This window comes from Kordiimonas gwangyangensis DSM 19435 = JCM 12864, assembly GCF_000375545.1.
GTDB classification, from domain to species: Bacteria; Pseudomonadota; Alphaproteobacteria; order Sphingomonadales; family Kordiimonadaceae; genus Kordiimonas; species Kordiimonas gwangyangensis.
Genome location: NZ_AQXF01000006.1, coordinates 205,417 through 228,826 on the forward strand (window position 1 = coordinate 205,417; position 23,410 = coordinate 228,826).

22 protein-coding genes are annotated in these 23,410 nt (G+C 57.3%); 15 read left to right on the top strand and 7 right to left on the bottom strand.

The genetic code is table 11. The features are described 5' to 3' along the window. Positions 1-146: 146 nt before the first annotated feature. Positions 147-1,088 carry an XdhC family protein gene (locus tag B150_RS0117155; protein WP_020401179.1) on the top strand — a complete coding sequence of 314 codons (942 nt, stop codon included), beginning with the start codon at positions 147-149 and terminating at the stop codon, positions 1,086-1,088. Beyond that, the gene (locus B150_RS0117160; protein WP_020401180.1) at positions 1,085-2,671 is read left to right on the top strand and encodes an NTP transferase domain-containing protein; all 1,587 of its coding nucleotides are present in this window, start codon (positions 1,085-1,087) and stop codon (positions 2,669-2,671) included. Before B150_RS0117155 ends, B150_RS0117160 begins: the two co-directional genes overlap by 4 nt. Here B150_RS0117160 and B150_RS0117165 read toward each other — a convergent pair. After that, complete coding sequence (locus B150_RS0117165) at positions 2,668-3,240, bottom strand: regulatory protein RecX (protein ID WP_020401181.1); 573 nt, start codon at positions 3,238-3,240, stop codon at positions 2,668-2,670. The two genes, B150_RS0117160 and B150_RS0117165, sit on opposite strands and share 4 nt — an antisense overlap. Continuing rightward, positions 3,237-4,496: an aminotransferase class V-fold PLP-dependent enzyme gene (locus B150_RS0117170; RefSeq protein ID WP_342333593.1), complete on the bottom strand. Its 1,260-nt coding sequence runs from the start codon at positions 4,494-4,496 to the stop codon at positions 3,237-3,239. Before B150_RS0117170 ends, B150_RS0117165 begins: the two co-directional genes overlap by 4 nt. A 231-nt stretch (positions 4,497-4,727) precedes the next feature. Between B150_RS0117170 and B150_RS0117175 the strand changes: the two genes are divergently transcribed. The 4 genes from B150_RS0117175 (at position 4,728) to spt (ending at position 8,974) form a co-directional block, all read left to right on the top strand. Next, positions 4,728-6,479: a fatty acyl-AMP ligase gene (locus B150_RS0117175; RefSeq protein ID WP_020401183.1), complete on the top strand. Its 1,752-nt coding sequence runs from the start codon at positions 4,728-4,730 to the stop codon at positions 6,477-6,479. Positions 6,480-6,491: 12 nt separating this feature from the next. Next, positions 6,492-7,448 (top strand): NAD-dependent epimerase/dehydratase family protein, encoded by a 957-nt coding sequence (locus tag B150_RS0117180; RefSeq protein WP_020401184.1) that lies wholly within the window; start codon positions 6,492-6,494, stop codon positions 7,446-7,448. A 71-nt stretch (positions 7,449-7,519) separates the two neighbouring features. Continuing rightward, a complete protein-coding gene (locus B150_RS0117185) occupies positions 7,520-7,765 on the top strand; it encodes an acyl carrier protein (protein WP_020401185.1) in 246 nt (81 codons plus the stop codon). Positions 7,766-7,771: 6 nt separating this feature from the next. Further along, positions 7,772-8,974 carry a serine palmitoyltransferase gene (spt, locus tag B150_RS0117190; protein WP_020401186.1) on the top strand — a complete coding sequence of 401 codons (1,203 nt, stop codon included), beginning with the start codon at positions 7,772-7,774 and terminating at the stop codon, positions 8,972-8,974. A 74-nt stretch (positions 8,975-9,048) separates the two neighbouring features. Here spt and B150_RS21690 read toward each other — a convergent pair whose 3' ends face one another. From B150_RS21690 to B150_RS21695, 3 genes are all read right to left on the bottom strand, one after another. Then, a complete protein-coding gene (locus B150_RS21690; RefSeq protein ID WP_020401187.1) occupies positions 9,049-9,990 on the bottom strand; it encodes a hypothetical protein in 942 nt (313 codons plus the stop codon). A gap of 7 nt (positions 9,991-9,997) precedes the next feature. Continuing rightward, positions 9,998-10,996, bottom strand: a complete 999-nt coding sequence (locus B150_RS0117200; RefSeq protein ID WP_020401188.1) for a diacylglycerol/lipid kinase family protein — start codon at positions 10,994-10,996, stop codon at positions 9,998-10,000. 139 nt (positions 10,997-11,135) lie between these two features. Continuing rightward, positions 11,136-11,672, bottom strand: coding sequence for a DUF2141 domain-containing protein (locus B150_RS21695; protein WP_020401189.1), 537 nt, complete (start codon positions 11,670-11,672; stop codon positions 11,136-11,138). A gap of 187 nt (positions 11,673-11,859) precedes the next feature. Between B150_RS21695 and lptF the strand changes: the two genes are divergently transcribed. From lptF to B150_RS0117240, 7 genes are all read left to right on the top strand, one after another. Beyond that, complete coding sequence (gene lptF / locus B150_RS21700) at positions 11,860-13,050, top strand: LPS export ABC transporter permease LptF (RefSeq protein WP_020401190.1); 1,191 nt, start codon at positions 11,860-11,862, stop codon at positions 13,048-13,050. After that, the gene (lptG, locus tag B150_RS21705; RefSeq protein WP_020401191.1) at positions 13,050-14,210 is read left to right on the top strand and encodes an LPS export ABC transporter permease LptG; all 1,161 of its coding nucleotides are present in this window, start codon (positions 13,050-13,052) and stop codon (positions 14,208-14,210) included. The genes lptF and lptG overlap by 1 nt, the downstream gene beginning before the upstream one ends. Continuing rightward, positions 14,207-15,739 carry a lipopolysaccharide biosynthesis protein gene (locus tag B150_RS0117220; protein WP_020401192.1) on the top strand — a complete coding sequence of 511 codons (1,533 nt, stop codon included), beginning with the start codon at positions 14,207-14,209 and terminating at the stop codon, positions 15,737-15,739. The genes lptG and B150_RS0117220 overlap by 4 nt, the downstream gene beginning before the upstream one ends. Next, entirely contained in the window at positions 15,739-16,077 is a 339-nt protein-coding gene (locus tag B150_RS0117225; protein WP_020401193.1) for a tRNA-binding protein, read from the top strand. The genes B150_RS0117220 and B150_RS0117225 overlap by 1 nt, the downstream gene beginning before the upstream one ends. Before the next feature lie 64 nt (positions 16,078-16,141). Then, on the top strand, positions 16,142-17,278 hold the full coding sequence (locus B150_RS0117230; protein WP_020401194.1) for a hypothetical protein: 1,137 nt from the start codon (positions 16,142-16,144) through the stop codon (positions 17,276-17,278). Between the two features lie 12 nt (positions 17,279-17,290). Beyond that, a complete protein-coding gene (locus tag B150_RS22715) occupies positions 17,291-17,977 on the top strand; it encodes a calponin homology domain-containing protein (RefSeq protein ID WP_020401195.1) in 687 nt (228 codons plus the stop codon). 98 nt (positions 17,978-18,075) lie between these two features. Next, entirely contained in the window at positions 18,076-18,588 is a 513-nt protein-coding gene (locus tag B150_RS0117240; protein WP_020401196.1) for a hypothetical protein, read from the top strand. A gap of 30 nt (positions 18,589-18,618) precedes the next feature. Here the strand turns inward: B150_RS0117240 and B150_RS0117245 are convergent, their stop codons facing one another. Then, positions 18,619-20,145, bottom strand: coding sequence for an acyl-CoA carboxylase subunit beta (locus B150_RS0117245; protein WP_020401197.1), 1,527 nt, complete (start codon positions 20,143-20,145; stop codon positions 18,619-18,621). Between the two features lie 74 nt (positions 20,146-20,219). Here B150_RS0117245 and B150_RS22720 point away from each other — a divergent pair, with 74 nt between their 5' ends. Further along, entirely contained in the window at positions 20,220-20,897 is a 678-nt protein-coding gene (locus tag B150_RS22720; RefSeq protein WP_162139719.1) for a hypothetical protein, read from the top strand. Here the strand turns inward: B150_RS22720 and recG are convergent. Next, a complete protein-coding gene (gene recG / locus B150_RS0117255; protein ID WP_020401199.1) occupies positions 20,894-22,978 on the bottom strand; it encodes an ATP-dependent DNA helicase RecG in 2,085 nt (694 codons plus the stop codon). The two genes, B150_RS22720 and recG, sit on opposite strands and share 4 nt — an antisense overlap. A gap of 118 nt (positions 22,979-23,096) precedes the next feature. On the opposite strand from recG, the gene B150_RS0117260 reads away from it, so the two are divergent. Further along, positions 23,097-23,399 (top strand): FAD assembly factor SdhE, encoded by a 303-nt coding sequence (locus B150_RS0117260; RefSeq protein ID WP_020401200.1) that lies wholly within the window; start codon positions 23,097-23,099, stop codon positions 23,397-23,399. Positions 23,400-23,410: the final 11 nt, after the last annotated feature.

A 23,410-nucleotide genomic window follows, 5' to 3' on the forward strand; every position in this document is an offset into this window, starting at 1 on the left:
GTGGGAAGCTTTTAAAGACCGCACGATGGCAAATCAAGCCAAACCGGGGGAATTCTGGCTCCGCCTTATCTGCACATCTTGAAACAATCGGCCTCTCACACTACCGTTTCGTGAAACACTCAGGCAGCGAACCAAAGTAAAATCAAATGATTAATATCTTCCCCTCACTTTTGACAGAACTGGCCGCAGGCCGAGCCACGGCGCTCGCAGTTGTCACATCCACATGGGGCTCCGCCCCGCGCCGCGAAGGCAGCCTGATGCTGGTGCGAGAGGACGGAAGTTTTGAGGGGTCGGTATCGGGCGGCTGTGTCGAAGGCACGGTGATTGCGGAAGCGCAAGCTCTGATTGCCGCAGGAGATAGCTCAAAAAAGCTCGAGTTTGCTGTTTCCAATGGCGACGCCTTCGCCGTTGGCCTTGCCTGTGGCGGTACTATTCGCATTTCCGTCTTTTCGCTCAATAGTGGCGCAGTACCCGCGGTCGCCTCAGCCCTTGAAGCAATCAAGCGCCGCGAGTCCGGCGTTCTCGCCTTTAGCTACCACGATATCCCCCCGTCATTCGGCCCTACCCCGTCACCCAAATTGGAACAGTTAGACGACACATTGTCACTGCCTGTTGTGCCGCGCCCCCGACTGGATATCATCGGCGCTGTGCACATTGCCCAAGCGCTGGCTCCCATGGCCACACGCTGCGGATTTGAGGTCACCGTCATTGATCCACGCGCAAGTTTCATAGAAGCCCGCGAATTTGAGGGCGCAGCGATCATAAGCGACTGGCCCGACGAATATCTGGCAAAACACCCACTGGACGGGGCCTCCGCGCTTGTCACCCTGACCCACGACCCCAAACTTGATGACGCCGCGTTGCACCCTGCCCTCAACAGCCCTGCGTTCTACATTGGCAGCCTCGGCAGCCGGAAAACCAATGCTGCGCGCCTTGAGCGGCTTGAGGCTGCTGGCATTCGCGAAGAAGACCTCGCACGCATCCACGGGCCTGTTGGTCTGAACATCGGCTCCAGCACACCAGAAGAGATAGCCGTTTCTATCTTGGCTGAAATCATCCAATGCCTCCGCGTAGGGGGTAAAGCATGAAATTCGAAGATGTACCGGTGAGCGACGCAGAAGGCTGGGCGCTAGCGCATAGCGTTTCTACTTCCAGCCGAAGGTTGGCAAAAGGAACTGTGCTCAATAAAAGCCATATTGAAGAACTCGCCGCTACTGGCGTTGCTGTGATCCACGGCTTTCGTCTCGAGGAGGATGATATTGATGAGGACGAAGCTGCACTCAGGGCTGCCAATCACCTCGCTGGTTCAGGGCTACGCACTGGAAAACCTACGCGCGGCCGCTGCAACCTTTATGCGGAAGTGGATGGGCTCGTTCTCGCAAGTGACGGTGTTGATGCCTTCAACGCCGTAGATGAAGCGTTGACAGTTGCAACGCTTGGCAACCTCGCGCATGTGCGCGCAGGGCAACTTGTCGCTACCATCAAGGTCATCCCCTACGCTCTCAACGCTGGCCGCCTGCAAGCAGCCCTTGTATCACCCAAGGCAATCTCGCTGGCGCCATTCAGGTCTTTCACAGCAAGCTTCATTGTGAGCGGTATTGAACTCTCTGCCAAAACTCGGGAATTGACGGAGCACCGGATTGAGATGGTCGGCGGGCGCATCACCGACTATGCACAATGCCCGCACACCATTTGCGCAGTCACCGAAGCACTTGAAACACTGAAAGCCTCAGAAAACGATCTCATCCTTATGCTTGGTGTCTCCGCCATCAGTGATCGGCGCGACGTGTTGCCAGCCGCGCTTGTCGCCGCAGGCGGCGAGGTCACACAGCTTGGCATGCCCGTTGACCCAGGCAACCTGTTGATGCTCGGCAAGCTGGGCGGAAAGACGGTGCTAGGGCTGCCTGGTTGTGCTCGCTCCCCTGCGCTAAATGGTCTTGATTGGGTACTGGAGCGCTACGCAGCCAACCTACCCCTCACCGCCGCGCACATTCGCGCCATGGGCAACGGTGGCCTCCTGAAGGAAACATCGCTAAGGCCGGAACCTCGTGCACCACGGCGCGAAACTGGCCTGAATGTGCAAGCTCTTATTCTCGCTGCCGGTAAATCAAGCAGGGCTGGCGATCACAACAAACTGCTGCGCACTCTGAACGGCAAAACCGTCGTCGCAGGAACGGTGGCAACCGCCTCCCGCGCGACCGACTTGCGTGCGCTTGTCATAACGGGCCATGAAAGCGAAAACGTTGAAAAGGCGCTGTCTGGCTACAGCTGTGAGGTGTTGTGGAACGAAGACTATGCAAACGGCATGGGCAGTAGCCTCTCACGTGGCATCCAAAGCCTTTCCGATGACGCTGACTTTGCCCTCATTTGCCTCGGCGACATGCCGTTCGTGCGTGAAGAAACCATCACAAGCCTGATGCAGACCTCGAAAAAAATCAGCGAGGCACGCATCTTTATCCCGACATTCAACGGGAAACGTGGGCACCCGGTGCTTTGGCACAAAAGCCTGTTTGGCGAGTTAAAGTCGATTACTGGCGACAAAGGCGGGCGTGATATTATCAGGCGATATGAGGCGCTGGTGTGTGAGGTCCCGGTCGCCGACCCTGGCATTCTTATCGACCTCGACACCCCAGAGCTGTTGGCGCAATTTGGCCTCGACCGGGACCGCTAGGGCAAAATATCTTCGATATCCTCGAGGGTGGCATCCAGCGTTTGAACGCTCAGACCGTAGGAGAAGCCAGCGCGCATCATCGACGCGATCTCTTTTTCGCGTTTACCGTCCGTGTCTCTGACCTCCCTCCGATACGGGCCAAAACGGCGGCGCCGGACATAAGCTGCTGCCGCTTGGCGGTCAGCGCTGATATCAGCCTCATCGTCACCGAGCCCGTCAACCGTTTCAGTCGCCACATCGGCTGAGACGCCCTTGAAGCGCAGATCCTGAACAATCTGGCGGGTCGGCTTGCCTTTGCGCAGCAGGCTCTCTGCGCGGGCCGAAGCATAAGTCTCGTCGTTCACGTAACCATAACGCACGCATTTCGCCACAACGTCAGCTATCCAACCCACTTGTTCCTCGGTTGGGGCAGCACCGTCCTCGTTCCTCCTGCGCACTTTGCGCTCAAGCACTTTCCGCAGATTTTCCTGCGTCGAGGCAAAACGCCCCAGATAGTGCAGCGCCGCCCGCTCCAGATAACCAGCGGTCACCTTGCCTGCGCGTTTCTTCTTGGGGTGCTTCTCGCTCATGCCTTCAGCGCGTCGACCGCCTCAACAAAACGGTCAATTTCCTCTGACGTATTATAATAGTGGGGCGAAACACGCACCGTCGTCTCAATCCCACGGCGCTCAAGGTCCAGCCGCGTGTGCAGCACGTTTGCGACCTGCACACCAATATTCTGTTCCGCGAGGTGTGCCTTCACCTCCGCCGCCGCCATACCCGTTTTATTGAATGTAATGATAGCTGCCGATGCATCCTTTGGGCAGGTCCCGGTCACTGTTTTAAGCGCATAAAGTTTTTCGCGCAGCTCCGCCGCGCGCATCTGTGTGGTCGCAAAAGCGCGTTCAGAGCCGAGCGTGCGCAGATAGTCAATGGCGGCACCGAAACCAAGCTGGTTGCCAACACTGCGCTCCCAGTCCTCATAACGCCGCGCATCAGCCCGCAAATCATATTGTTCGGGGCCCACCCACACAGCCGCTTGGTTGCTCATCATTGCGGGCTCAAACGCATCAAGCGCACGGTCGCTAATATAAAGGAACCCCGTCCCGCGCGGACCGCGAAGGAACTTGCGCGACGTACCGGTCATCATATCGCAGCCGAGTTCCTCCACATTGACTGGAAGTTGCCCAACAGCTTGGCACGCATCCAGCAGATAGAGCACATCGTGTGCACGCGCTATTCTGCCAACCTCAGCCACAGGGTTCACCTGACCGCTCGAAGATGGAACGGTCGCAATTGCCACGAGCTTGGTGCGCTTGTCGATCAGGCTTTCCAGATGCTCAAGGTCGAGCTTGCCCTCAGTGTCGGGCCGCGCCACACGCACCTCCACCCCATGTCGCTTTGACTGGGCAAGAAAACCAACATAGTTGCTGCAGTATTCGTTGTAGGCCGTGACAATATTGTCGCCTTTGCTAAGAGGCACGCTATAGAACGCCTTATTCCAGGCATCAACAGCACTACTGGTGAGCGCGAAGTTGCGCAGGTTGCCGCCCAGCAAGCTCGCAAGAGACGCGTAAACCTGCTCATGCGCCTGAGACTGTTGCTCCTGCGCCACATAGCCGCCTACTTTTTCCTCAAGCGCCAGATGCGCACGCACTGTATCAAGAACAGGTTTAGGCATGAGGGCCGCGCCACAGTTGTCCAGGTGCAGACGGTTGAAAACCGCAGGAGTATCCGCTCTCGCCCTTTCAATTTCATCGTCCGAAAATGGCAAAACGGTCACAACTGCCTCCCTTTTGTCCCTGTCATTTTTTAGCCGCAATCCGACCCTATCCAGCGCTGTCACGCGCAATTTGGGCCAGAATTAACTTGCGCCGCATGGATACAGCCTGTAATTCAGCCCTAATATCCGTGCACGCGACCGTTCGTGAATGAACAGGGTAAAGCTGGTCGAAAGCAAGTGTTTTTTGGCCCGCACAAGAGTGTGCCAGTTTTAAGTTTTAGCCACGGCCTCGGGCTTCCCAAGGCTTGCTATTGTTGTTTTTGTAGGGTCCGGCTAAAGTAAGCCGGGACAATTATGGTTGAAGCCAACGGTATGAAGGTAGAGACGCCTACACAAGATCCCACGCTCAAGCGGCGGTATGCGGATTTTGATACGCTCGTAGAAGCGATTGAGTACGCGGCAAAAGGTCAGCGTGGTGCAAATTTCTATAATGCCCGCGGTGACTTGACCGATTCTGTTACCTGGGCAGAGGTGCGTGACCGCGCTGAGCTTATTGGTCGCAAACTCGTGGCTATGGGCTTCGAGGCCGGTGACCGCATCGCCCTGATCGCTGAAACCAGTGCCAATTTCGTCGCCTTCTTTGTGGGCTGCCAGTACGCTAGTGTACTGCCTGTACCCCTGCCCTTGCCGACAAGCTTCGGTGGTAAAGACGGCTACGTTTCCCAACTCCAGATGCAGATGAAAAGCTGTGATGCCAATGGTCTTATGGCGCCTGCCTTCATGTCAGAAATTGTTGAGGAAGCTACCGCGGACATCACGCTGCGCTTCAAGGGTTCCTACGAAGACTACATGGCTGCCAAAGGCAAAGGTGAACTTCGCCTCCCAAAGACCGACGATCTGGCTTACCTTCAGTACAGCTCGGGCAGCACACGTTTCCCACACGGCGTTTCCGTGACACACCGTTCCCTTCTCTCCAATACCCACGGCATGGCGTATCATGGCGTAGGCATCGGCGAGAACGATCGCTGCGTGTCCTGGCTGCCGTTCTATCATGACATGGGCCTTGTTGGCACGCTCCTGACGACCATGACATGCCAGGTGTCGGTTGACTTTATCCCGACTGAAGAATTTGCCCGCCGCCCACTGAGCTGGCTGCGTGTTATCAGCCGCAATAAGGGCACTATCACTTATAGCCCGACCTTCGGCTTTGATATCTGCGCGCGCCGTGCTGCGCTGCGCTCCAGTGCGCTTGAAGATCTCGATCTGTCGACGGTTCGCGTTGCAGGGTGTGGTGCGGAGATGATCCGCCCTGACGTGCTGCGTCACTTCTATGAAACCTTTGAACCCATTGGTTTCAAATGGGAAGCTTTCCTGCCGAGCTATGGCCTTGCTGAGTGTACACTCGGCGTGAGTTTTGGCCGTGTTGGTGTCGGCATCGAGGTTGACCTTGTTGAAGAAGCTGCCCTCACCGGCGACAAGCATGTGCTTGTGAATGGCAAGGGCGAGGATGCCCGCGTTCGTGAAGTTGTGAACTGCGGTGTGCCACTGCCGGAATACGACATCGAAATCCGCAGCGATGACGACAAGGCCCTGCCTGAGCGGCAAGTTGGCCGTGTATTCCTGCGCGGTACCTCAGTCATGAAAGAGTATTTCAATGACCCTGAGACGACCCGCGCAGTGCTAAGCCCTGAAGGCTGGCTCGACACAGGCGACATGGGCTACATGAAAGACGGTTGCATCTATATCGTTGGCCGCGCAAAGGATATGATTATCGTGAACGGCCGCAACCATTGGCCACAGGATATCGAGTGGGCTGCGGAGCAGCTTCCTGGCGTAAAAACTGGTGATGTGGCTGCCATCTCGGTACCCGGCGAAAACGCTGAAGAGGTTCCGATGATCCTCGCCCAGTGCCGTTTCTCGGAGCCTGCTGACCGCCTCAAATTTGTGGAAGACCTCAAGCGTCATATCCAAAAAGCGACCGGTATCAACTGCATGATCGAGCTTGTACCACCACGCTCCCTGCCCCGCACATCGAGTGGCAAACTGAGCCGGGTAAAGGCCCGCAACCAGTATCTGTCCGGTCACCTGCAGGCACTGGCTAGCTAGGGCTATTCAAGCATGAACGAAACCGCAGCGGTGCGTGAAGTTCAGCCTACCGTTGCCCTCACGGGTGCGACCGGCTTCCTTGGGCAGCACGCCATCAGCTGTTTCCTGAACGCAGGCTTTCGTGTGCGTGCACTCACGCGCCGCGCTCAGGACGAGCGCGAAGGCGTGTCATGGGTCCAAGGTGACCTCGACGACACCGTTGCTCTCATGGAGCTCGCCGCAGGTGCCGATACGATTGTTCATATCGCAGCGCTCACCAAAGCCCTGTCACGGGATATTTTCTTTGATGTGAACGTAGGCGGAACAAAAAACGTGCTGCGAGCTGCAGCTGACGCTGGTGTATCCCGGTTCATCCACGTTTCGTCCCTCTCCGCGCGTGAACCACAACTTAGTGATTATGGCGCATCCAAAGCCGCCTCTGAATTACTGCTCACTGCACGTGATTGGCCCTTCAGTTGGACCATTGTTCGCCCACCGGCCATCTATGGCCCAGGCGACAAGGAGATCCTCAAACTTTTGAAGGCAACCCGCATTGGTCTTCTGCCAGCGCCCGGTAGCAGTACGAACCGTTTTTCCATGATCCATGCCTTTGACATGGCTGAGGCGCTCGTGGCACTCGCAAAACCCGGCAATGAAAAGGCAATCATCGAAATCGATGACCGCAAGCCGTCAGGCTATACTTTGGGAGATGTCGCAAAAGCTTTGGCATCTGACGATGGCAAGACGCCAACAGTTATTCCCGTTCCCTTTGCTGCTTTGGGCTTCATAGGCTTTATCAATGGCCTTTTTGCCAAGCTCATTCGACGACCTGCAATGCTAACGCTGTCAACCGCGCGATATCTTTGTCATAATGACTGGACAGTCCGCGCTTCACGTCGGCCACAGCTCCCGGATTGGTCGCCTCAATTTGACCTTAAAGCGGGCCTAGAGGACACCATCGACTGGTATCGAAAAAACGGGCTTTTATGATTGCGTTCACCCCGATATAAGACGGGATTGAACTTTTGGTCCCAAAAACATATCGCAGGTAGGCAAACAGAATGGCTAACGAGCAAATCATTGAAAAGATTTATGAATTGATTGCCCCACTTAACAAGAAAGGCATCGAGCTCGCACCACATGTTACTTTTGCCTCCGACCTCGAACTCGATTCTCTCACGGTGATGGACCTTGTGGCTGACATTGAGGACGAGTTTGATATCGTACTTCCGCTCAATCTCCTGCCCGAACTCGAAACCATTGAGCATGTTGCCAATGCTGTAGAGAAAATTTCTAACGAGGGCTGATAAACCGTGGATCTTCTGGATAAATTTGACGCGACCGTAGCGCTGCGTGAATCACTGCCTTTTGAAAAGGCTGACCCGTTCAAAGTGGTGATGGAAGAAATCATCTCCGAGACCGAGGCCGTTATCGACGGACGCCGCACCATTCTTGCGGGCACCAACAACTATATGGGCATGACCTTCAACGAGGAAGCCGTTGAAGCAGCCAAGGATGCCATTGACCGTTTCGGTACCGGCACGACTGGCTCCCGCGTCCTGAACGGTACCTACGGCGGCCACAAAGCCCTTGAGGCAACCATCGCTGATTTTTACGGCATGGAACACTGCATGGTATTCTCCACAGGCTATCAGGCGAACCTTGGGATGATCTCGGCTCTGGGTGGCAAGGATGACTTTGTGATCATCGATGCCGACAGCCATGCCTCAATTTATGATGGCTGTTCCATGGGCAATGCCACCATCGTTCGTTTCAAGCACAATGATCCTGACAATCTTGAGCGCCGCCTGAAGCGGCTGCCTGCCGATAAAGGCAAGCTTGTTGTAGTTGAAGGCATCTATTCAATGCTTGGCGATTCCGCGCCGCTTAAGGAGCTCTTGGAAGTATCCAAGAAGTACGGCTGCATGACCCTCGTAGATGAAGCACATTCCATGGGCTTCTGTGGCGAGAACGGCCGCGGCGTTGCAGAACAGCTTGGCGTCGAACACCTTGTCGACTTCTATGTTGGTACGTTCTCCAAATCCGTTGGAACAGTCGGTGGCTTCGCCGTATCAAACCACCCGAAGTTTGACGTACTGCGTTTTGTCAGCCGCCCTTACATCTTCACAGCCAGCCTGCCGCCAAGTGTTGTTGCGGGCGCGACCAAAGCAATTGAGGCCATCAAGCGCAGCAGCAACCGCCGGGCTCACCTTTGGGAAAACGCGCGCCGTCTGCACACAGGTCTCAAGAAGGCCGGCTTCCACTTGGCAACGCCTGAAGCGCAAAGCCCGATTATCGCCGTGCATCTGCCTGACCCAATGGTCGGCACCCGTTTCTGGGAAAATCTGCTTCTTGAAGGTGTTTACGCCAACATGGCAGCGCCGCCAGCCACGCCTTCAGGCGTATTCCTGATGCGGGTCAGCGTGTGTGCGCAGCACACCACCGAGCAAATTGACGAAATCATCGCCCGCTTCATCCGCACCGCGAACAAGATTGGCCTTGAACTCAAACCGTAATGAACGGTCGGTTGAAGGAAAAAGAAAAGGCGCCCATTTTGGCGCCTTTTTTGTTCAGACTCTTGCTATTCCGCTTATTTGAACGCGCCCTTGCGCTTCAAGCCCCAGAACAAGCGAATGCCAGACAGGACGGGGCGGCGGCGCATACGGTCAGTCACGTTAATTTCCACACCTGAATGGCGTTTGATTTTCCATGCCAGGTAATCAATACCACCATCGAACGTCATCGACGCTTTCACGAGCCGCAGGAAGCTGACAGCTTTACCGTTCCAACGGCGCAGCATCCAGCGAAGGCGGGGAGCAAGGCGCTCGGTCCGCGAGGGTTGCTTGAGCGGCGGGAACGGGTCTGGTGTCACGTTCAGGACTTCCTCGACAAGCGCGGTGAGCGCATCGTAGCGGTCCTGATCCAGAAGATAAATCTCAAGGCCTTTACCGGACCGTTCCGAGCGCAACTCGGCAGAATAGGTCTGCTCAAACGCACCAACCCACAGGTCACGCGATTCTTTGGCTTGCGGCACAAGGTCCAGATAGTTGCCCAGCATGGTTTTCACGGCTTGGCTTATATCGGTGGCGATCTCTTTTTTCGTTTCTTCATCGCGCGCCAGCATCAGCAAGCACGGCTGGCAGAAACGCGCCCACACAGACACGTTCAGGCATTCCGGCTTCACCCGGAACGACAGGTCAGCGCGCGACAGTACGGCGTACTTGGAACGCACAGTTACGCCACCCACCTCGGTCTCGTGATAGAACACGTTTGGCGGCAAAATCTGGTTGGCGATCGCCAGCCAGCGCTTGTCATATGCTTTGCTGTAACTATCGACGATCACGTAGAAATCGAGGATCTTGTCCTCAATCTCACCGGTTCGCAGGCAAGAGCCATAAAAAAGGATACCCGCTACTGCGCCGTTATATTTCGCTGCAATTTCCTCAGCAGCGACAACAACTTCTTGCGGGGTTTTACGGCGCCATTCCTGAAGGATGAAGTCCTGAATTTCTTTGTTTGGATCAGCAGCCATTGTTTTCTTACCTTAGGGACACAAAAGTCAGCGTCCGGTCGCCTCTCAGAGTAATCGGTTTTCCCGGAACAGGGTAATATATTTCCCCATCAAGTGTTACCGGATCACTACCTTCGATGCGAATTTCATTTGAACGGCGCGTATGCACACCGTCTATGGTCATTTTACCATAGTTTCCGGTTACCAATCCCTTAAAGGCACGGAAAACTTTACTGCTCCCTGCCTCGACCGCCGAAAAGCGCAGCCCGCCCTTGCCCTCATCGCCGTATGGCTTGAGGCGCAGAAGCAAACGGTCAAGCGTGGTGACAGTAACAACGGCGAACTGACCACCAAGGCGGCCACTACCCGGCACCGTGATTTGCATCGGATCGGAGACCATCAGGGTCTTGTCGCGACCGAAGCCAAACGCCGACAGGATCAACTTACTGATCGCTATGAAATGCGCGAGGCCGTTTGGCAGCCCCATATTGTAAGCATGAGCGCGGCACCATTCGATGCCCTTTACGATACCCGCCGTACCAAAGAAGGTACCAACCTTCAGCGGCTCGCCATCACCCATATCAAGTTCAATAAGATGCTTGCGTGTAAGGCGCTCAGGCAACTTGCCAGCGTTGGTGAGTGCGATCAGCTTCTTGAGTACACGCTCAGGGCGACCTTTGAAGCCAAGGTCAGCGGCAGTCATGTTGGTCTTACCGCCAGGCAGATAAGCTATTGGTGGCGTTACCGTGAACGGATTGCGATGAAGGAGCGAGGCAAGCACTGCACCGATGGTGCCGTCACCACCGTTTACGATCAAAACGGCCGGATTGGCGCGGGCGAACAGCTCAAGTGCAGCAGGAATGGAGTCAATGCCATCAAGTTCATAGTGAACCACATTCGGGCTCTCATCCACAACCTTGCGTACCGCGTCGATACGTGCGGCATTTGTTGTACTTTTCGGATTTGAGATAATCGCTACCAGCGGCACCACTGTGCCGGAAATGATATTTTCACGATCCACATTCACGAGACGTGGTGCTCCATACAAAAACAGCCGAGGCCCGCGTCACTGCCTCGGCGGTCGAATTTCAAAATGCCGCAGATTGCGCCTGTTGCGCCGCCTTATAAACCCAAATGCGGATTTTAGCAAATCTGTAACACAAGGCCTATCGGCGCCGAAGCTGCCTGCGCTTGTCCTTATTCTCCTCGTCACCTCCAAATATATAGGAAAGAGTGACGGTCATTCTAGTGGTGCCCGCCGCAGCATCGAACATAACGTCCTTCGCGTCTGGCGGTCCAAGCGACAGTTTCGGGTTATTGGAGAAGCCGAAACCTTCGCTAAAGAAGTCCGCTTTTCCATTGGAGTTACGGTCATGCAGGATGACAAGCGCGTAGGTGCCCGGCTCGGGAAGTGGTACACACACTTCCTGTCCGTCGCCTACTGTTGGCACATCGACACGGACCAGCTTTTTGCCTTTTTCAAGGAAATCATCCGGGTCGGAGCCGTAGATCTGCGCCCTCACGTTACCTTCGGTATCCTTGAAGTCCTCGATGCGAACCAAAACAGCGGCGCCCGTCTGCCCATCGGCACACCTCGCCATGTCATGCTCAAGCGCGACAGGATCTTCAATAAAACTCAGTGCTGGCGTCGCTGCTGCTGCAATAATCGCCAAACTCAGAACCGTACGTATTTTACCCAACATATATTTCTCCAGGCTTTTAGCCCCGAAGCCCAGTTGCTTATGATCGAAATGGGCTTCGATGGTGGCGAAAATATGTCCCCTCCCGAGTAAATTCGGTATAAGACCAACATGGTTTTGCCACGTTAGGCGATTGAATGATATGCAAAAGTCACTTGCAACAGCCCTTCAACAGGTGTAGCGCCAAAGCATGTTCACACGCATCGACCGATATGTAATCCGCCAGATATTGGGGCCCCTTTTCACGACCCTTGGGATAGCAGCACTTTTGCTCATTCTTGAGCGCATGCTGAAGCTGTTCGACTTTGTCGTAAATCAGGGCGGCCCGGTTGAAGTGGTATTCCGCATGCTTGCGAACCAGATACCGCATTATCTTGGTCTTGCTCTGCCAGTAGGCCTGCTGCTGGGCACACTCCTCGCCTTCCGTAAGATTTCGCTTTCAAGTGAGTATGACGCGATCGTCTCTTCAGGCGTAGGTCTACCGCGCCTTGTCCGACCAGTGCTGTTCCTCGCGCTTGTGATGATGATCGTCAACACAGTCCTCGTCGGCTGGATTCAGCCTTATGGTCGCTATGCCTACCGCAACCTTGTGTTCGATCTCAGAAGCGGCGCACTAGGCGCCAGCATCCGTGTGGGTGAATTTGTTGACCTAGGCGACAACATCACTCTCATGATCGAGGAATCCCGCAAGCAAGGTGCCGAGCTCATCGGCATATTCCTTGAGCGCCGCGACAAGGACAACACCATCTCCGTCACCGCTGAACGTGGTGGTTTCTACGCGACAGAGGATGACCAGACCATCTTGCTCCGGCTCTATAACGGCGTGCTGGTGGACCTCAACGAAGGCCCGAATAAGCCGCGCGTCTTGAGCTTTGATCAGCAGGACCTGACCGTCACCCTGCCCGCCAAGGAAACCTTCCGCGACCGTGGTGGTGAGCAATTGGAACTGACTTTGCCGGAATTGAACCGTGAACGATATAACCCGGAACTCACGGTACAGCAGCTCAATGCCATGAACGCCAACTTCCATTGGCGTGTGATGCACAGCCTGACTTTCCTTGTGCTGCCGTTCCTCGCTATCCCGATGGGGCTGACCAACAAACGTACAGGGCGAGGCACAGGTATTGTGATCGGCTTGTCGCTCCTCATTCTCTATAACGAATTCATGGAAGCGATGGAAACTGCTGTCTCCAACGGTGCATCGCCTTACGCCAGCACATGGCTGCTGTTCTCCATCTTTACTGCTCTCAGTTTCTTTTTCTTCCGCATCGCCGCGTTCAAGGTTGGCGGTGAGCCTCTGGCGTGGATTGACAAAGCTTGGGGCTTCATCAGCGGGCCCATCAAGCGCCTGTCCAAGAAAGTCATGGGGGTTAGCGAATAATGGAAATATTCCGCAACCTACGCCGGATGATTGTGCCGTCACGTACCCTTGCACGCTACATGGTGCGCATGCAGCTTGGCCGGTTCTTCGGTATCCTTATCGGCCTGACCGCTATCCTTCAACTTCTTGTGCTCATGGCCGTCTCTGACGAGATCATGGCCGCGGAAGGCGCGAGCTGGGTTTCGCTTGTGTCTTTCGTCAGCATGCGTGCGCCACAGCTCATCAGCCAGTTCACGCCCTTTGCGGCCCTTCTGGCCTCACTGCTCACGCTTGCAACGCTGAACCAACACAGCGAAGTCGTGATCATGAAGGCGAGCGGCCTGTCCGCTCACCGCATATTGCTGCCGCTTGGCATCGCAAGCGGGATCATCGGTGCCGCGCACTTCCTTTTCAACGAAACAGTTGTCGTGAAAGCCAACGCCGAACTCGAATACTGGGAAGCGCACGACTATGCCGTGGACCTGCCACCCAACGAGGGCCTCGCCGGTCGCGTTTGGCTCAAGGAAGGTAACACCATTGTCCTTGTGGAAGCGGTTAGCCGCATTCGCAACCGCGTCGTGCTGGATAAAGTTTCCCTATTCGAGCGCGATAATGTTGGCCGACTGACCGGCATGGTGCGCGCTGACTTCGGCTGGTATCAGGACGGTGAATGGACACTGCACGAGGTGCGCCGCTTCGACACCAAAACCCACGCGCTGACCATCCACCCCACGCAAATTTGGGAAATGCCGACGCGGCCGGAACGCTTCCTTGCGCTCACGGTCAAGCCTGACCATGTGCCGTTCACAAGCCTTTGGTTTTCCATGCAGGAGCTTGAAAAAGACGGCTTGCCAACGGATCGCTTGATGGCCTCTTTCCTTCACAAGATTGCCGGACCCGCGTCAACGTTCCTGATGCCGCTTCTGGCAGCTGTGGCCGCCTTTGGTGTGACACGCGCAGGCAACCTTGCCATCCGCGTGGTCTTCGGCATGGCGCTTGGCTTCAGTTTCTTTGTTGCGGACAACTTCATGCGCGCCATGGGTGAATTCGGCGTGGCACCACCATTCCTTGCCGCCTGGGCACCGTTCCTTCTATTCCTGCTGCTTGGATACAGCGTTATTTTCTACACGGAAGAAGGTCGCCCGCAGTTCCGGTCACGCCGAAAAGGTCAAGCTGAGTGAGCACTGAGCCCGAGCATGACAACAGCCACCGTGCGCGTGTCGCGGGCGGTGCAGGTTTTGCATTCCTTGGCCGCTTGGGCGCACTGGTTGAAGCTGTATCGGTCATCGTGTTCACATGGGTATACGGGGCCAGCACTTTCGGCCTTTTTGCCGTGCTCTGGAGCTATATCAAGGTCTCGACCGCGTTTTCAGACCTTGCGATGACAACGGCGCTACAACGCTTTGTACCAAAAGCCGATGACCATGAGGCAAACCTCGTTGCAGGCCACGCCATCAAGCTTAGTTTCCTCGTCTCTACGTTCCTTGCTATCGCGGGCTTTCTTGCGGCCCCAGCGTTCGCAGGCTTCATCAGCGCGGCAGACGCCGACGCCGAAAAACTTGTCACCGTCATCCGCATTTATGTCTGGGTTCTGCCGTTCTGGACCATGGTTGAGGTCGCCACCGCCGCCATCCGCGCACGCCGTACCTTTGGGCCTGAAATCCGCGTGCGTATCTTCTACGAACAGGGCCTCAGGCTGATCGCTGCCGTCGCCTTTGGCATGCTCGGCTATATGACCTATGGCCTTTTCCTCGCGCACCTCGTCAGCGTCGTGCTTGCGGCCGGTCTCGCGCTCCGCCTCGTGGCCAAACATTATAATCTGAAAGCTGTGCTCAGCGCGCCGCTTACCGGCCCCCTGGCCAAGGAGATGCGCAGCTACGGCACCTCTGTCATGCCCGCGAATACGATCAAGAAGCTTTTCAGCGAGTTTCCGGTCATGTTCCTCAACTTCCTGCTGCCGGGTGCAGCAGGTGCCGCGGCGGGTGGCTATTACGCGGTTGCCCGCAAGATCGCGAGCGCACTGCAGGCTGTGCGCATGACATTCGAATACGTGATGGCCCCCTTGGCCGCGGAGAAAGACGGCCACGGTGACCGCGCCGCGCTTCATGACATGTACGCCTATGCGACCCGACTTTCCATTTGCCTCGCCCTGCCCTTTGGCGGTGCGCTCGTGCTGGCACGGCATGACATTCTCGCAACAATGGACCCTGAGTTTCAGGCCGCCGCCGCTGCCATCGCCATCCTGTGCCTTGGCCGCGTAATTGAAGCCGCCACAGGCCCTTCGTCCGCGATTGTGGAGATGCTGGGCCACCGGTTGTTACCGGCAATCAACGGCCTCGCGGGCCTTGCCGCACTCCTTGGCCTTGGTGTTTGGCTTATTCCTCAATACGGCGTCACAGGCGCGGCTATTGCTGCGGCCACCGGCCTCAATGTCACGGCGCTGCTGGGGTTACTTGAGGGGCATTTCCTTTTCAAGCTATGGCCTTACGACAGGCAAATCGCCCGACCACTTTTTGTTGCCATGCTCACCACTGGCGCGTTGATGGCCCTTGTGCCTGTCAGCGCCAAATGGCCTGCCCCCGTTGGTATAATAGCTGCCATCGCTGGTTTCGCGTTCGCTTTCCTTATCATCGTGCGGCTTGGCCTCAGCCATGATGACGCAGAAGCCCTTGGCAAACTTGGCACGGTCAAAAAACGAAAGGCTGCGTGATGGACGAGATCAGCTTTGACGACTTCCTCAGGGTCAATATGCGTGTCGGCACAATCATCAGCGCCAAGCCCAATGAGAAGGCGCGCAAGCCCGCCTATGTGCTGACCATAGACTTTGGGCCCGAGTATGGCATCCGCACCACGTCTGCCCAGATCACTGAAGCGCATGTCCTTGAAGACCTGCCCGGTTGCCAAGTCCTGGCCGTGATGAATTTTCCGCCCAAGCGGGTAGCTGGTGTAAAGTCTGAGGTGCTGACCCTCGCCACACTTGAGGAGAATGGCCGCGCGGTGCTCATCACCCCGTCGCAAGCCGTGCCAAACGGCACGCGCCTGCTTTAGGCTTGCATTTTCTCCCCCCTACTTTATGCAAAGTTCAAACCCCATTCAGCCCAAGGGACATACCGTGAGCAGCATTTCCATCCGCCAAATCACCGACAATGCCGGCATCAAGGATTTCATCAATGTCACCCGCGAGGTGTACAAGGATGACCCGAACTGGATCCAGCCGCTGACGATGGAGCGTATGGATGCGCTGAGGCCCGACAAAAACCCTTATTATGAACATGCCGAGGTCGCGCTCTGGGTGGCAGAACAGGGCGGCAAGCTTGTCGGCCGTGTCTCGACGCAGATCGACAGCCTCGCGCAGGAAAAATGGGGCCCGAACCTCGGCCACTTCGGTTTTTTTGAAGCCACCACGAAAGAAGTCGCGGACGCGCTGCTCACGAACGCGCAGGCGTGGCTCACCGAACGCGGCATGAAACGCATGCAAGGCCCTTGGTCCTTCTCCACCGCGGAGGAAGTCGGCACCTTGATTGACGGTTTCGACACCCCGCCCTGTGTGATGATGCCCCATGGCAGGCCCGAGTATGATGCCTGGATCAAGGCACACGGCCTTGACAAAGCCAAGGACATGCACGCCTTCCGGCTTGACCTCACCATGCCGCCGCCCGAGCGCGCGGTGCGCATCGTGAAAATGGCCGAGAAGAACAAACGCGTCACCATGCGCCCGATCGACATGAAAAACTTCAACGCCGAGGTCGCCACCATCCTCGATATCTATAACGAGGCATGGTCGGAAAACTGGGGCTATGTGCCCTTCACGGAACATGAGGTGGAGCACGGCGCCAAGGGCCTGAAGCCGGTGGTGAAACCCTACCGCACCTATATCTGCGAATATGACGGCGAACCGGTGGCCTTTATGCTCACCATCCCGGACGTGAACCACAAAATCCGCGATCTTGACGGCAAGCTCTTCCCCTTCGGCATTTTCAAGCTGATGTACCGCATGATGAACGGGCGTGAAGACCGCTGCCGCGTGCCGCTGATGGGCGTGCGCAAGAAGTTCCAGAAAGGCCCGCTCGGTGCCGCCATGGCCATGTGGATGATCAGGGTCAGCCAGCAGAATGTGGTCGACCGCGGCGCCACCTTCGGCGAACTCGGCTGGATTCTGGAGGACAACGACGGCATGATCTCGATCTTAGAGGAAATCGGCTGCGAGATTTACAAAACCTACCGGGTTTACGAGAAAGCCATCGGCTGATCAGGGGCATAAATGACCGGAAACGCCACACGCTTTGAAGACAGCGGGAAAGCCTGGGCGCTTTCAAGCTTCACGGCTGAATTTCTGGTCCGCTGCCCCAAATGTGGTGCCGCCGCCCTTATCCGCGGCACGCGCCTCACCTGCACCGGCTGCCACACGAGTATCGAGGCGAAAGACGCACCCCAGCGTGCCACCGCCCTGCTAGGGAACTTCCAGACCGGGGCCGGCGTCAAAAACTGGTTCGGCAAAGTGAAACCGGTGCTGGAACTCAAGGACGGCACACCGCTCCGCTACACCTGCAAAAGCTGCGGTAAGGACTTAGCAGCCCCTTCTACCCGGCCAAACGCCGCCAACCTGCCGCGTGACATCACCCTCACCTGCGAAGGCTGCGGGCATGGCAGCGGCTTCGCAGCCGTATGGCGCCCCGCCTATTGCAGCCATGACGCCCGCGACCCCGCCTTCGGCTGCGAGCTATACCTGCAGAAAACCCTGCGCGACGGCACCCTCTTTGTGTTCAACACCGCCCACGCCGAAGCGCTGCTGCAGTTCGTCAGCGCAGACTTGCGTGAATTCAAGGCCGAGCACGGCTGGCACAGCTACTTCACCAACCTGCCCGCATGGATCAAAGCCGCCAAAAACCGCGACACCATTGTGAAGGCGCTGGAAGGCTTCAAACAGGGAGCGAAAGCATATGGGTAGCCCGCACTCGGCAAATCGAATATTTTCCTGCGTAAGCTTTGGCACTCAGAAATGTGTACTTTATCTAACAGGCCCAAATCAGCATCATCGGAACTGAAATGTTAGAGACCTTTTTTAAGCATCCTTTGGACCTGAAAGACGCATATGCACTGCACATTGTTGGTCGTCTCGACCGGGGATATCTGATGGAAACAGTGAACTTTGTGCTGAATAATGGGACATTCACCGAGTCATTGAACGCGTTATTTTTCGGCGAAGACCTTCCATACGAGGAACTCACGCCACTTTTTGAAAAAGTATGCCGAGAGTTTGATGTCACGCCATTCAGCCAAAAAGATGCTGCGTTTCATATTGCTCGTATATTGTTCGCGAGAGGTATTGCCGGTGAAGTCCGATTAGAAAAAGTCGTTAAATATTTATACAATATAAGCTTTCAGCTATCCCCTTCTCCGGAAGAAGACATGGGCAAGTATCTAGATATCGAAAGGATATATGGAGCACATGTCCTTCTGGACGACACCATTGGGAACCGCTTCCTGAACGAAGCTGCAGCCTACGCACAGCTCCGCAAGACCGTGGTCGCTTGGTTAGAAAAACATACCGCCAAATAAACGTGTATAGTGATTACTCATGGGCCGCGGTTATTGACCGACCGCCATCTTCCCCTGCGCGAGGTCTGCGAATTCACATAACAGCGGGCGGGTGTCGCGGGGGTCTATGACATCTTCGACCATGAAGGCTTCGGCGGTACGGAAGGGGCTGCGGACTTTATCGAGCCGCGCTTTGATCTCCGCCAGCGCCGCTGCCGGGTCTTCGGCTTTCTCGAGCTCCGCCTTGTAGGCAACCTCGATGCCGCCTTCAAGCGGCAGGCTGCCCCAGTCGCCTGACGGCCAGGCAAAACGGTACTGGAAGCGGCTGTGGTCGCTCATGGCGGCGCCCCCCACACCGTAGGCCTTGCGGATGATCACACTGGCCCACGGCACGGTGGATTTATAGATGCCGTTCAGCGCCTCAACACCAAATCGGATGGTGGCAGCTTTCTCGGCCTCCAGCCCGATCATGAAACCGGGGTTGTCAACAAAATGCACCACGGGCAGCGAGAAGGTGTTGGCGAGCTTCACAAAACGTTCCACCTTGCGCGCACCATCCGCCGACCATGAGCCGCCCATGAAAGACGGGTCCGAGGCGATCACCGCCACCGGCCAACCATTCAGCCGCGCAAGTGCGGTGATCGAACTGCGGCCCCACATGCGGCCAATTTCCATCAAGCTGCCGCGGTCCATCACCGTGTTCAAAATCTTGCGCATCGAGTAGGCCGCGCGCCGATCTTCCGGCACAGCGTCAAGCAAGCTCTCATCCCGGCGTTCAACACCGTCCGTCGTCTCACCGCGCGGCGGCAGGCTGCCCGCGCACGACGGCAGGTAGGAAAGGAAACGTTTTGCAGCCTCAAACGCTTCTTCTTCCGTGTTCACCACATCATCCACGGTGCCGTTACGGCCGTGAATGTCCGCGCCGCCAAGGGCTTCCTTATCCAAGTTTTCGCCAATCGCCGCCACCACGGCAGGCCCGGCGGTAAAGATGTGCGACATGCCCCGCACCATCACGCTATAGTGGCTCGCCGCCACCCGCGCGGCACCAAGCCCGGCAACGGAACCGAGCGCAAGCGCCACCACCGGCACACTGTCGAGGTTCTTAACCACATGTTCCCAGCCCGGCAGGTACGGCACGTAGGTGAGGCCCATGTCCTCCAGCATTTTCACGCTGCCGCCACCGCCGGTGCCGTCAATCAGCCGGATGAGCGGCAGCTTGTATTCATGCGCCATCTGCTCCGCCAGCACGGCCTTGCGCCAGATGGCGGCGTCCGCCGCGCCGCCACGCACGGTGAAGTCATCGCCCGTCAGCACCACGGGGCGGCGGTTAATATCCGCCCGGCCAAAGAGGAAGTTGGCGGGTTTGAAGTCTTCAAGCTCCCCGTCCGGGCCATAAAAAACCTTGCCGGCAAGCTTGCCAATTTCACGGAAAGAACCGGGGTCGGCCATCTTGTGGATACGCTGGCGCACATCCATCTTGCCGCGGCCATGCTGGCGCGCAACCTTCTCGTCACCGCCCATCTGCTCGGCCAGGGATTCGCGCTTTTTCTTCTCTTCCAGTTCTTTTTCCCAAGCCATCGATCACTTCCCGTTTGAATTTGTCACACCAAGTGAAATAGGCTCATGCCAAATTAGTCAATCGGGTCATGATGATGACGGAAAAAATTCGGCACAGGGAAAGCGGGCGCGACAAGGGCGCTTACGGCACCGACTATCTGGTGAAATGCCCCAAATGTGGCGGCGGCGCGCAGGTGCGCAGCGGTCGCCTCACCTGCCCCGCATGCGCGCATACGGCTTATAACCCATGGGCGGACCCGAACTCCGAGCATTATGGTGATGCGGCCTACCGGCCCGGGCAAGGCGGGCCATGGTACGGCATGTTTGTGCCAAGCCTTGAAGGCGGCTGGACCCCCAAATGCCCGAGCTGCGCCGCCCCGGTGGACCATGATTTCAGCCGCCGTGGCTATGACGCCGTGCGCCCCACCAAAACCCGCATCACATGCCAGAAATGTGGTGAGGTGCACGTACACGCCCTCAGCTGGGAGGCCATTGCGGCAACAGCGTCGCCAAGTGACCCGATTTTCGGCTGCACCTATTTCCTCATTCAGGAAACGCGCTACGGTGAAATCTTTGCCCAGAATGTCGAGCAACTGGCGGACCTTCGTGCCTTTGTGGCTGCGGGCCTCAGGGAACGGCGCGAGGGGGAAAACGGCTGGATGAACGCCTCCTATGTGTCGCGCCTGCCGCGCTGGATCAAATCTGCCAAGAACCGCGCTGCGGTGCTCAAGGCCTGTGACCAGCTACTCGCGCAGGCGGCCCACCTGCGTTAGCCCGACTGCATCAGGCGCACCCCTTCGTCGCGCTCAAAAAGGTACAGCAGGTGGCGAAGCGCCTGCCCGCGTTCTGACTTCAACTCCGGGTCCCGGTTGATGATCAGCCGGGCGTCGTCACGGGCGAGTTCAATGAGGTCCGCATGTTCGGCAAAGTCCACCAGCCTGAATTCCGGCAGGCCAGACTGTTTGGTGCCCAGAATCTCGCCGCCGCCTCTCAGCCGCAAGTCTTCTTCCGCAATCAAGAAACCGTCCTCGCTCTCGCGCATGATCTTGAGGCGCGCGCGGGCAACCTCGCCGATCTCGTTGGCGCGCAACAGGATACAACTTGATTTGCCGCTGCCGCGCCCGACCCTGCCCCGAAGCTGGTGAAGCTGCGCAAGGCCAAAACGCTCGGCCTGCTCGATCACCATGATGGTGGCTTCGGGCACATTCACGCCGACCTCGATGACGGTGGTAGACACCAGCACGCTGATCTCACCGCGCTGGAAGCGGGCCATGACCTCGTCTTTCTCCGCGCCCTTCATCTTGCCGTGCACCAAGCCAACACGCGGCCCGAACATGCCCTTGAGACTGGCGTATCGTTCCTCCGCCGCAGCGATATCAAGCTTCTCGCTTTCTTCCACCAAGGGGCACACCCAGTAGGCACGCGCGCCGGATGCCACCGCGCGCTGGATACCGGCAGCCACATCGGCGATACGGTCCAGCGCCACCACACGCGTATCGACCGGCAAGCGCCCCGGTGGCTTTTCCATAATGCGGGAAACATCGAGGTCACCGTAAACCGTGAGCGTGAGTGTGCGCGGGATCGGGGTCGCGGTCATACCCAGCACGTCAATGCCCGCCGACGCCTTGCCCGCGAGCGCGAGGCGCTGCTGCACGCCAAAACGGTGCTGTTCGTCAATGATCGCAAATCCGAGGTCCTTGAACGCAACATCACCCTGAATAAGCGCATGGGTACCGACGAGGATGTCAATCTCGCCCGCCGCCAAAGGCTCCAGCACCGCCTGCCGGGGCTTGCCCTTCGAGCGCCCGGTCAGGAGCGCGATCCTTAGCCCTGCCTTCTCCGCGAGCGGCTGCAGGGTCTCCAGGTGCTGGTTCGCGAGGATTTCGGTGGGGGCCAGAAGCGCGCACTGCACACCTGCCTCCACCGCTGCGGCCATGGCCAGAAGCGCCACCACAGTCTTGCCGCTGCCCACATCACCCTGCAGCAGGCGCAGCATGGCGCGGTCGCTCTCCAGATCACCCACAATCTCATCCAGCGCGGTTTTCTGGTCGCCTGTCAGCTTATAAGGCAATGCAGCGAGGATACGGTCGCGGATATGGCGGCTGCCCTGAAGGCGGCGACCACGCTTCTTGCGCGTTCGTTCGCGCACAATGGCGAGGGCGAGCTGGCTCGCCAGCAGTTCATCTGCCGCCAGCCGCCGCCGCGCTTTGCTGCGGGGTGCGAGGTCTTCGGGCCCATCAGGCTCATGGATGGCATGGAGGGCATCCAAAATCGGCATCCAGCCTTCGCGCGCCACCACGCTTGGCTCCTGCCACTCGGGCAGGTCAGGCACACTCTCGAGCGCGGCGAGGATGGCCTTGCGGAGGATTTTGCCAGACAGCCCGGCGGTGAGCGGGTAGATGGTCTCGACCGCAGGCAGCTCAGCCGCATTCTCGGGCGCGACGATATAATCCGGGTGGGTCATCTGCACCTGGCTCAGATAATGCTCCACCTTGCCGCTAATCAGCCGCACTTCGCCTTCAGGTAACTGTTTCCGGAGATAATCCCCACGTGCGTTGAAGAATACGAGCGTCAGTTCGCCCGAGGCATCCCGGCATATCACACGGTAAGGTGCGCGGCGGTTCTGGGAGGGGCGGTGCTCTTCAACGGTGACTTCGAGCGTTGCGATACTGCCCGGCGTGGCGGCGGCAACCGTGGGGCGATAGCGGCGGTCAATCAGCCCGGTGGGCAGATGGAAAAGCAGATCGCGCGTACGGGTGCCCGCAAGCTTTTCAATCGCCTGCCGGTTACGCTTGCCAATGCCCGGCAGGCGTTCAATATCGCTAAAATAATCAAACAGCGCCTCAGGCCGCATAAGGCCGCAGTCCCCCTTGAATTTATACGAAGTTTTGCTTTAACGAGCCCAGACCTTAGCTTATGGTGTGCCGCCCAGCAATCGGGCAATCATAATCATACCGACAGAGGCACGAGCGATGCAGAAATCCACCTATGATCCGCACGGCGACCTGGACCTTGAGAACCGCAGGCGGCGCCTGAAGTTCCGGGCATGGCACCGGGGCATCAAGGAACTGGACCTCATCTTCGGCAATTTTGTCGAGGCGTTTGGCGACAGTTTCTCGGAGGATGATTGCGCGTGGTTCGAGCGGCTTTTTGAAGAGCAGGACCATGAGATCCTCGGCTGGGTAACGAAGGGCGAAAATGTGCCGGAAGCCTTCCAGGGCGAGATGATGGACCGGCTGCAGAAGCTCGATTTCATGACCCTCAAGGCACGCTGAGGCAGGACACC

What these genes read in the sequence shown, in the direction of transcription:
- B150_RS21690 (WP_020401187.1), bottom strand. Translation starts at nt 9,990, where the DNA reads ATGGCTGCTGATCCAAACAAAGAAATTCAGGACTTCATCCTTCAGGAA.
- B150_RS0117245 (WP_020401197.1), bottom strand. Translation starts at nt 20,145, where the DNA reads ATGGCTTGGGAAAAAGAACTGGAAGAGAAGAAAAAGCGCGAATCCCTG.
- B150_RS22715 (WP_020401195.1), top strand. Translation starts at nt 17,291, where the DNA reads ATGACCGGAAACGCCACACGCTTTGAAGACAGCGGGAAAGCCTGGGCG.
- B150_RS0117165 (WP_020401181.1), bottom strand. Translation starts at nt 3,240, where the DNA reads ATGAGCGAGAAGCACCCCAAGAAGAAACGCGCAGGCAAGGTGACCGCT.
- lptG (WP_020401191.1), top strand. Translation starts at nt 13,050, where the DNA reads ATGGAAATATTCCGCAACCTACGCCGGATGATTGTGCCGTCACGTACC.
- B150_RS0117260 (WP_020401200.1), top strand. Translation starts at nt 23,097, where the DNA reads ATGCAGAAATCCACCTATGATCCGCACGGCGACCTGGACCTTGAGAAC.
- B150_RS0117180 (WP_020401184.1), top strand. Translation starts at nt 6,492, where the DNA reads ATGAACGAAACCGCAGCGGTGCGTGAAGTTCAGCCTACCGTTGCCCTC.
- B150_RS0117160 (WP_020401180.1), top strand. Translation starts at nt 1,085, where the DNA reads ATGAAATTCGAAGATGTACCGGTGAGCGACGCAGAAGGCTGGGCGCTA.
- B150_RS0117225 (WP_020401193.1), top strand. Translation starts at nt 15,739, where the DNA reads ATGGACGAGATCAGCTTTGACGACTTCCTCAGGGTCAATATGCGTGTC.
- B150_RS0117185 (WP_020401185.1), top strand. Translation starts at nt 7,520, where the DNA reads ATGGCTAACGAGCAAATCATTGAAAAGATTTATGAATTGATTGCCCCA.
- B150_RS0117175 (WP_020401183.1), top strand. Translation starts at nt 4,728, where the DNA reads ATGGTTGAAGCCAACGGTATGAAGGTAGAGACGCCTACACAAGATCCC.
- B150_RS0117240 (WP_020401196.1), top strand. Translation starts at nt 18,076, where the DNA reads ATGTTAGAGACCTTTTTTAAGCATCCTTTGGACCTGAAAGACGCATAT.
- B150_RS22720 (WP_162139719.1), top strand. Translation starts at nt 20,220, where the DNA reads ATGACGGAAAAAATTCGGCACAGGGAAAGCGGGCGCGACAAGGGCGCT.
- lptF (WP_020401190.1), top strand. Translation starts at nt 11,860, where the DNA reads ATGTTCACACGCATCGACCGATATGTAATCCGCCAGATATTGGGGCCC.
- B150_RS21695 (WP_020401189.1), bottom strand. Translation starts at nt 11,672, where the DNA reads ATGTTGGGTAAAATACGTACGGTTCTGAGTTTGGCGATTATTGCAGCA.
- B150_RS0117155 (WP_020401179.1), top strand. Translation starts at nt 147, where the DNA reads ATGATTAATATCTTCCCCTCACTTTTGACAGAACTGGCCGCAGGCCGA.
- recG (WP_020401199.1), bottom strand. Translation starts at nt 22,978, where the DNA reads ATGCGGCCTGAGGCGCTGTTTGATTATTTTAGCGATATTGAACGCCTG.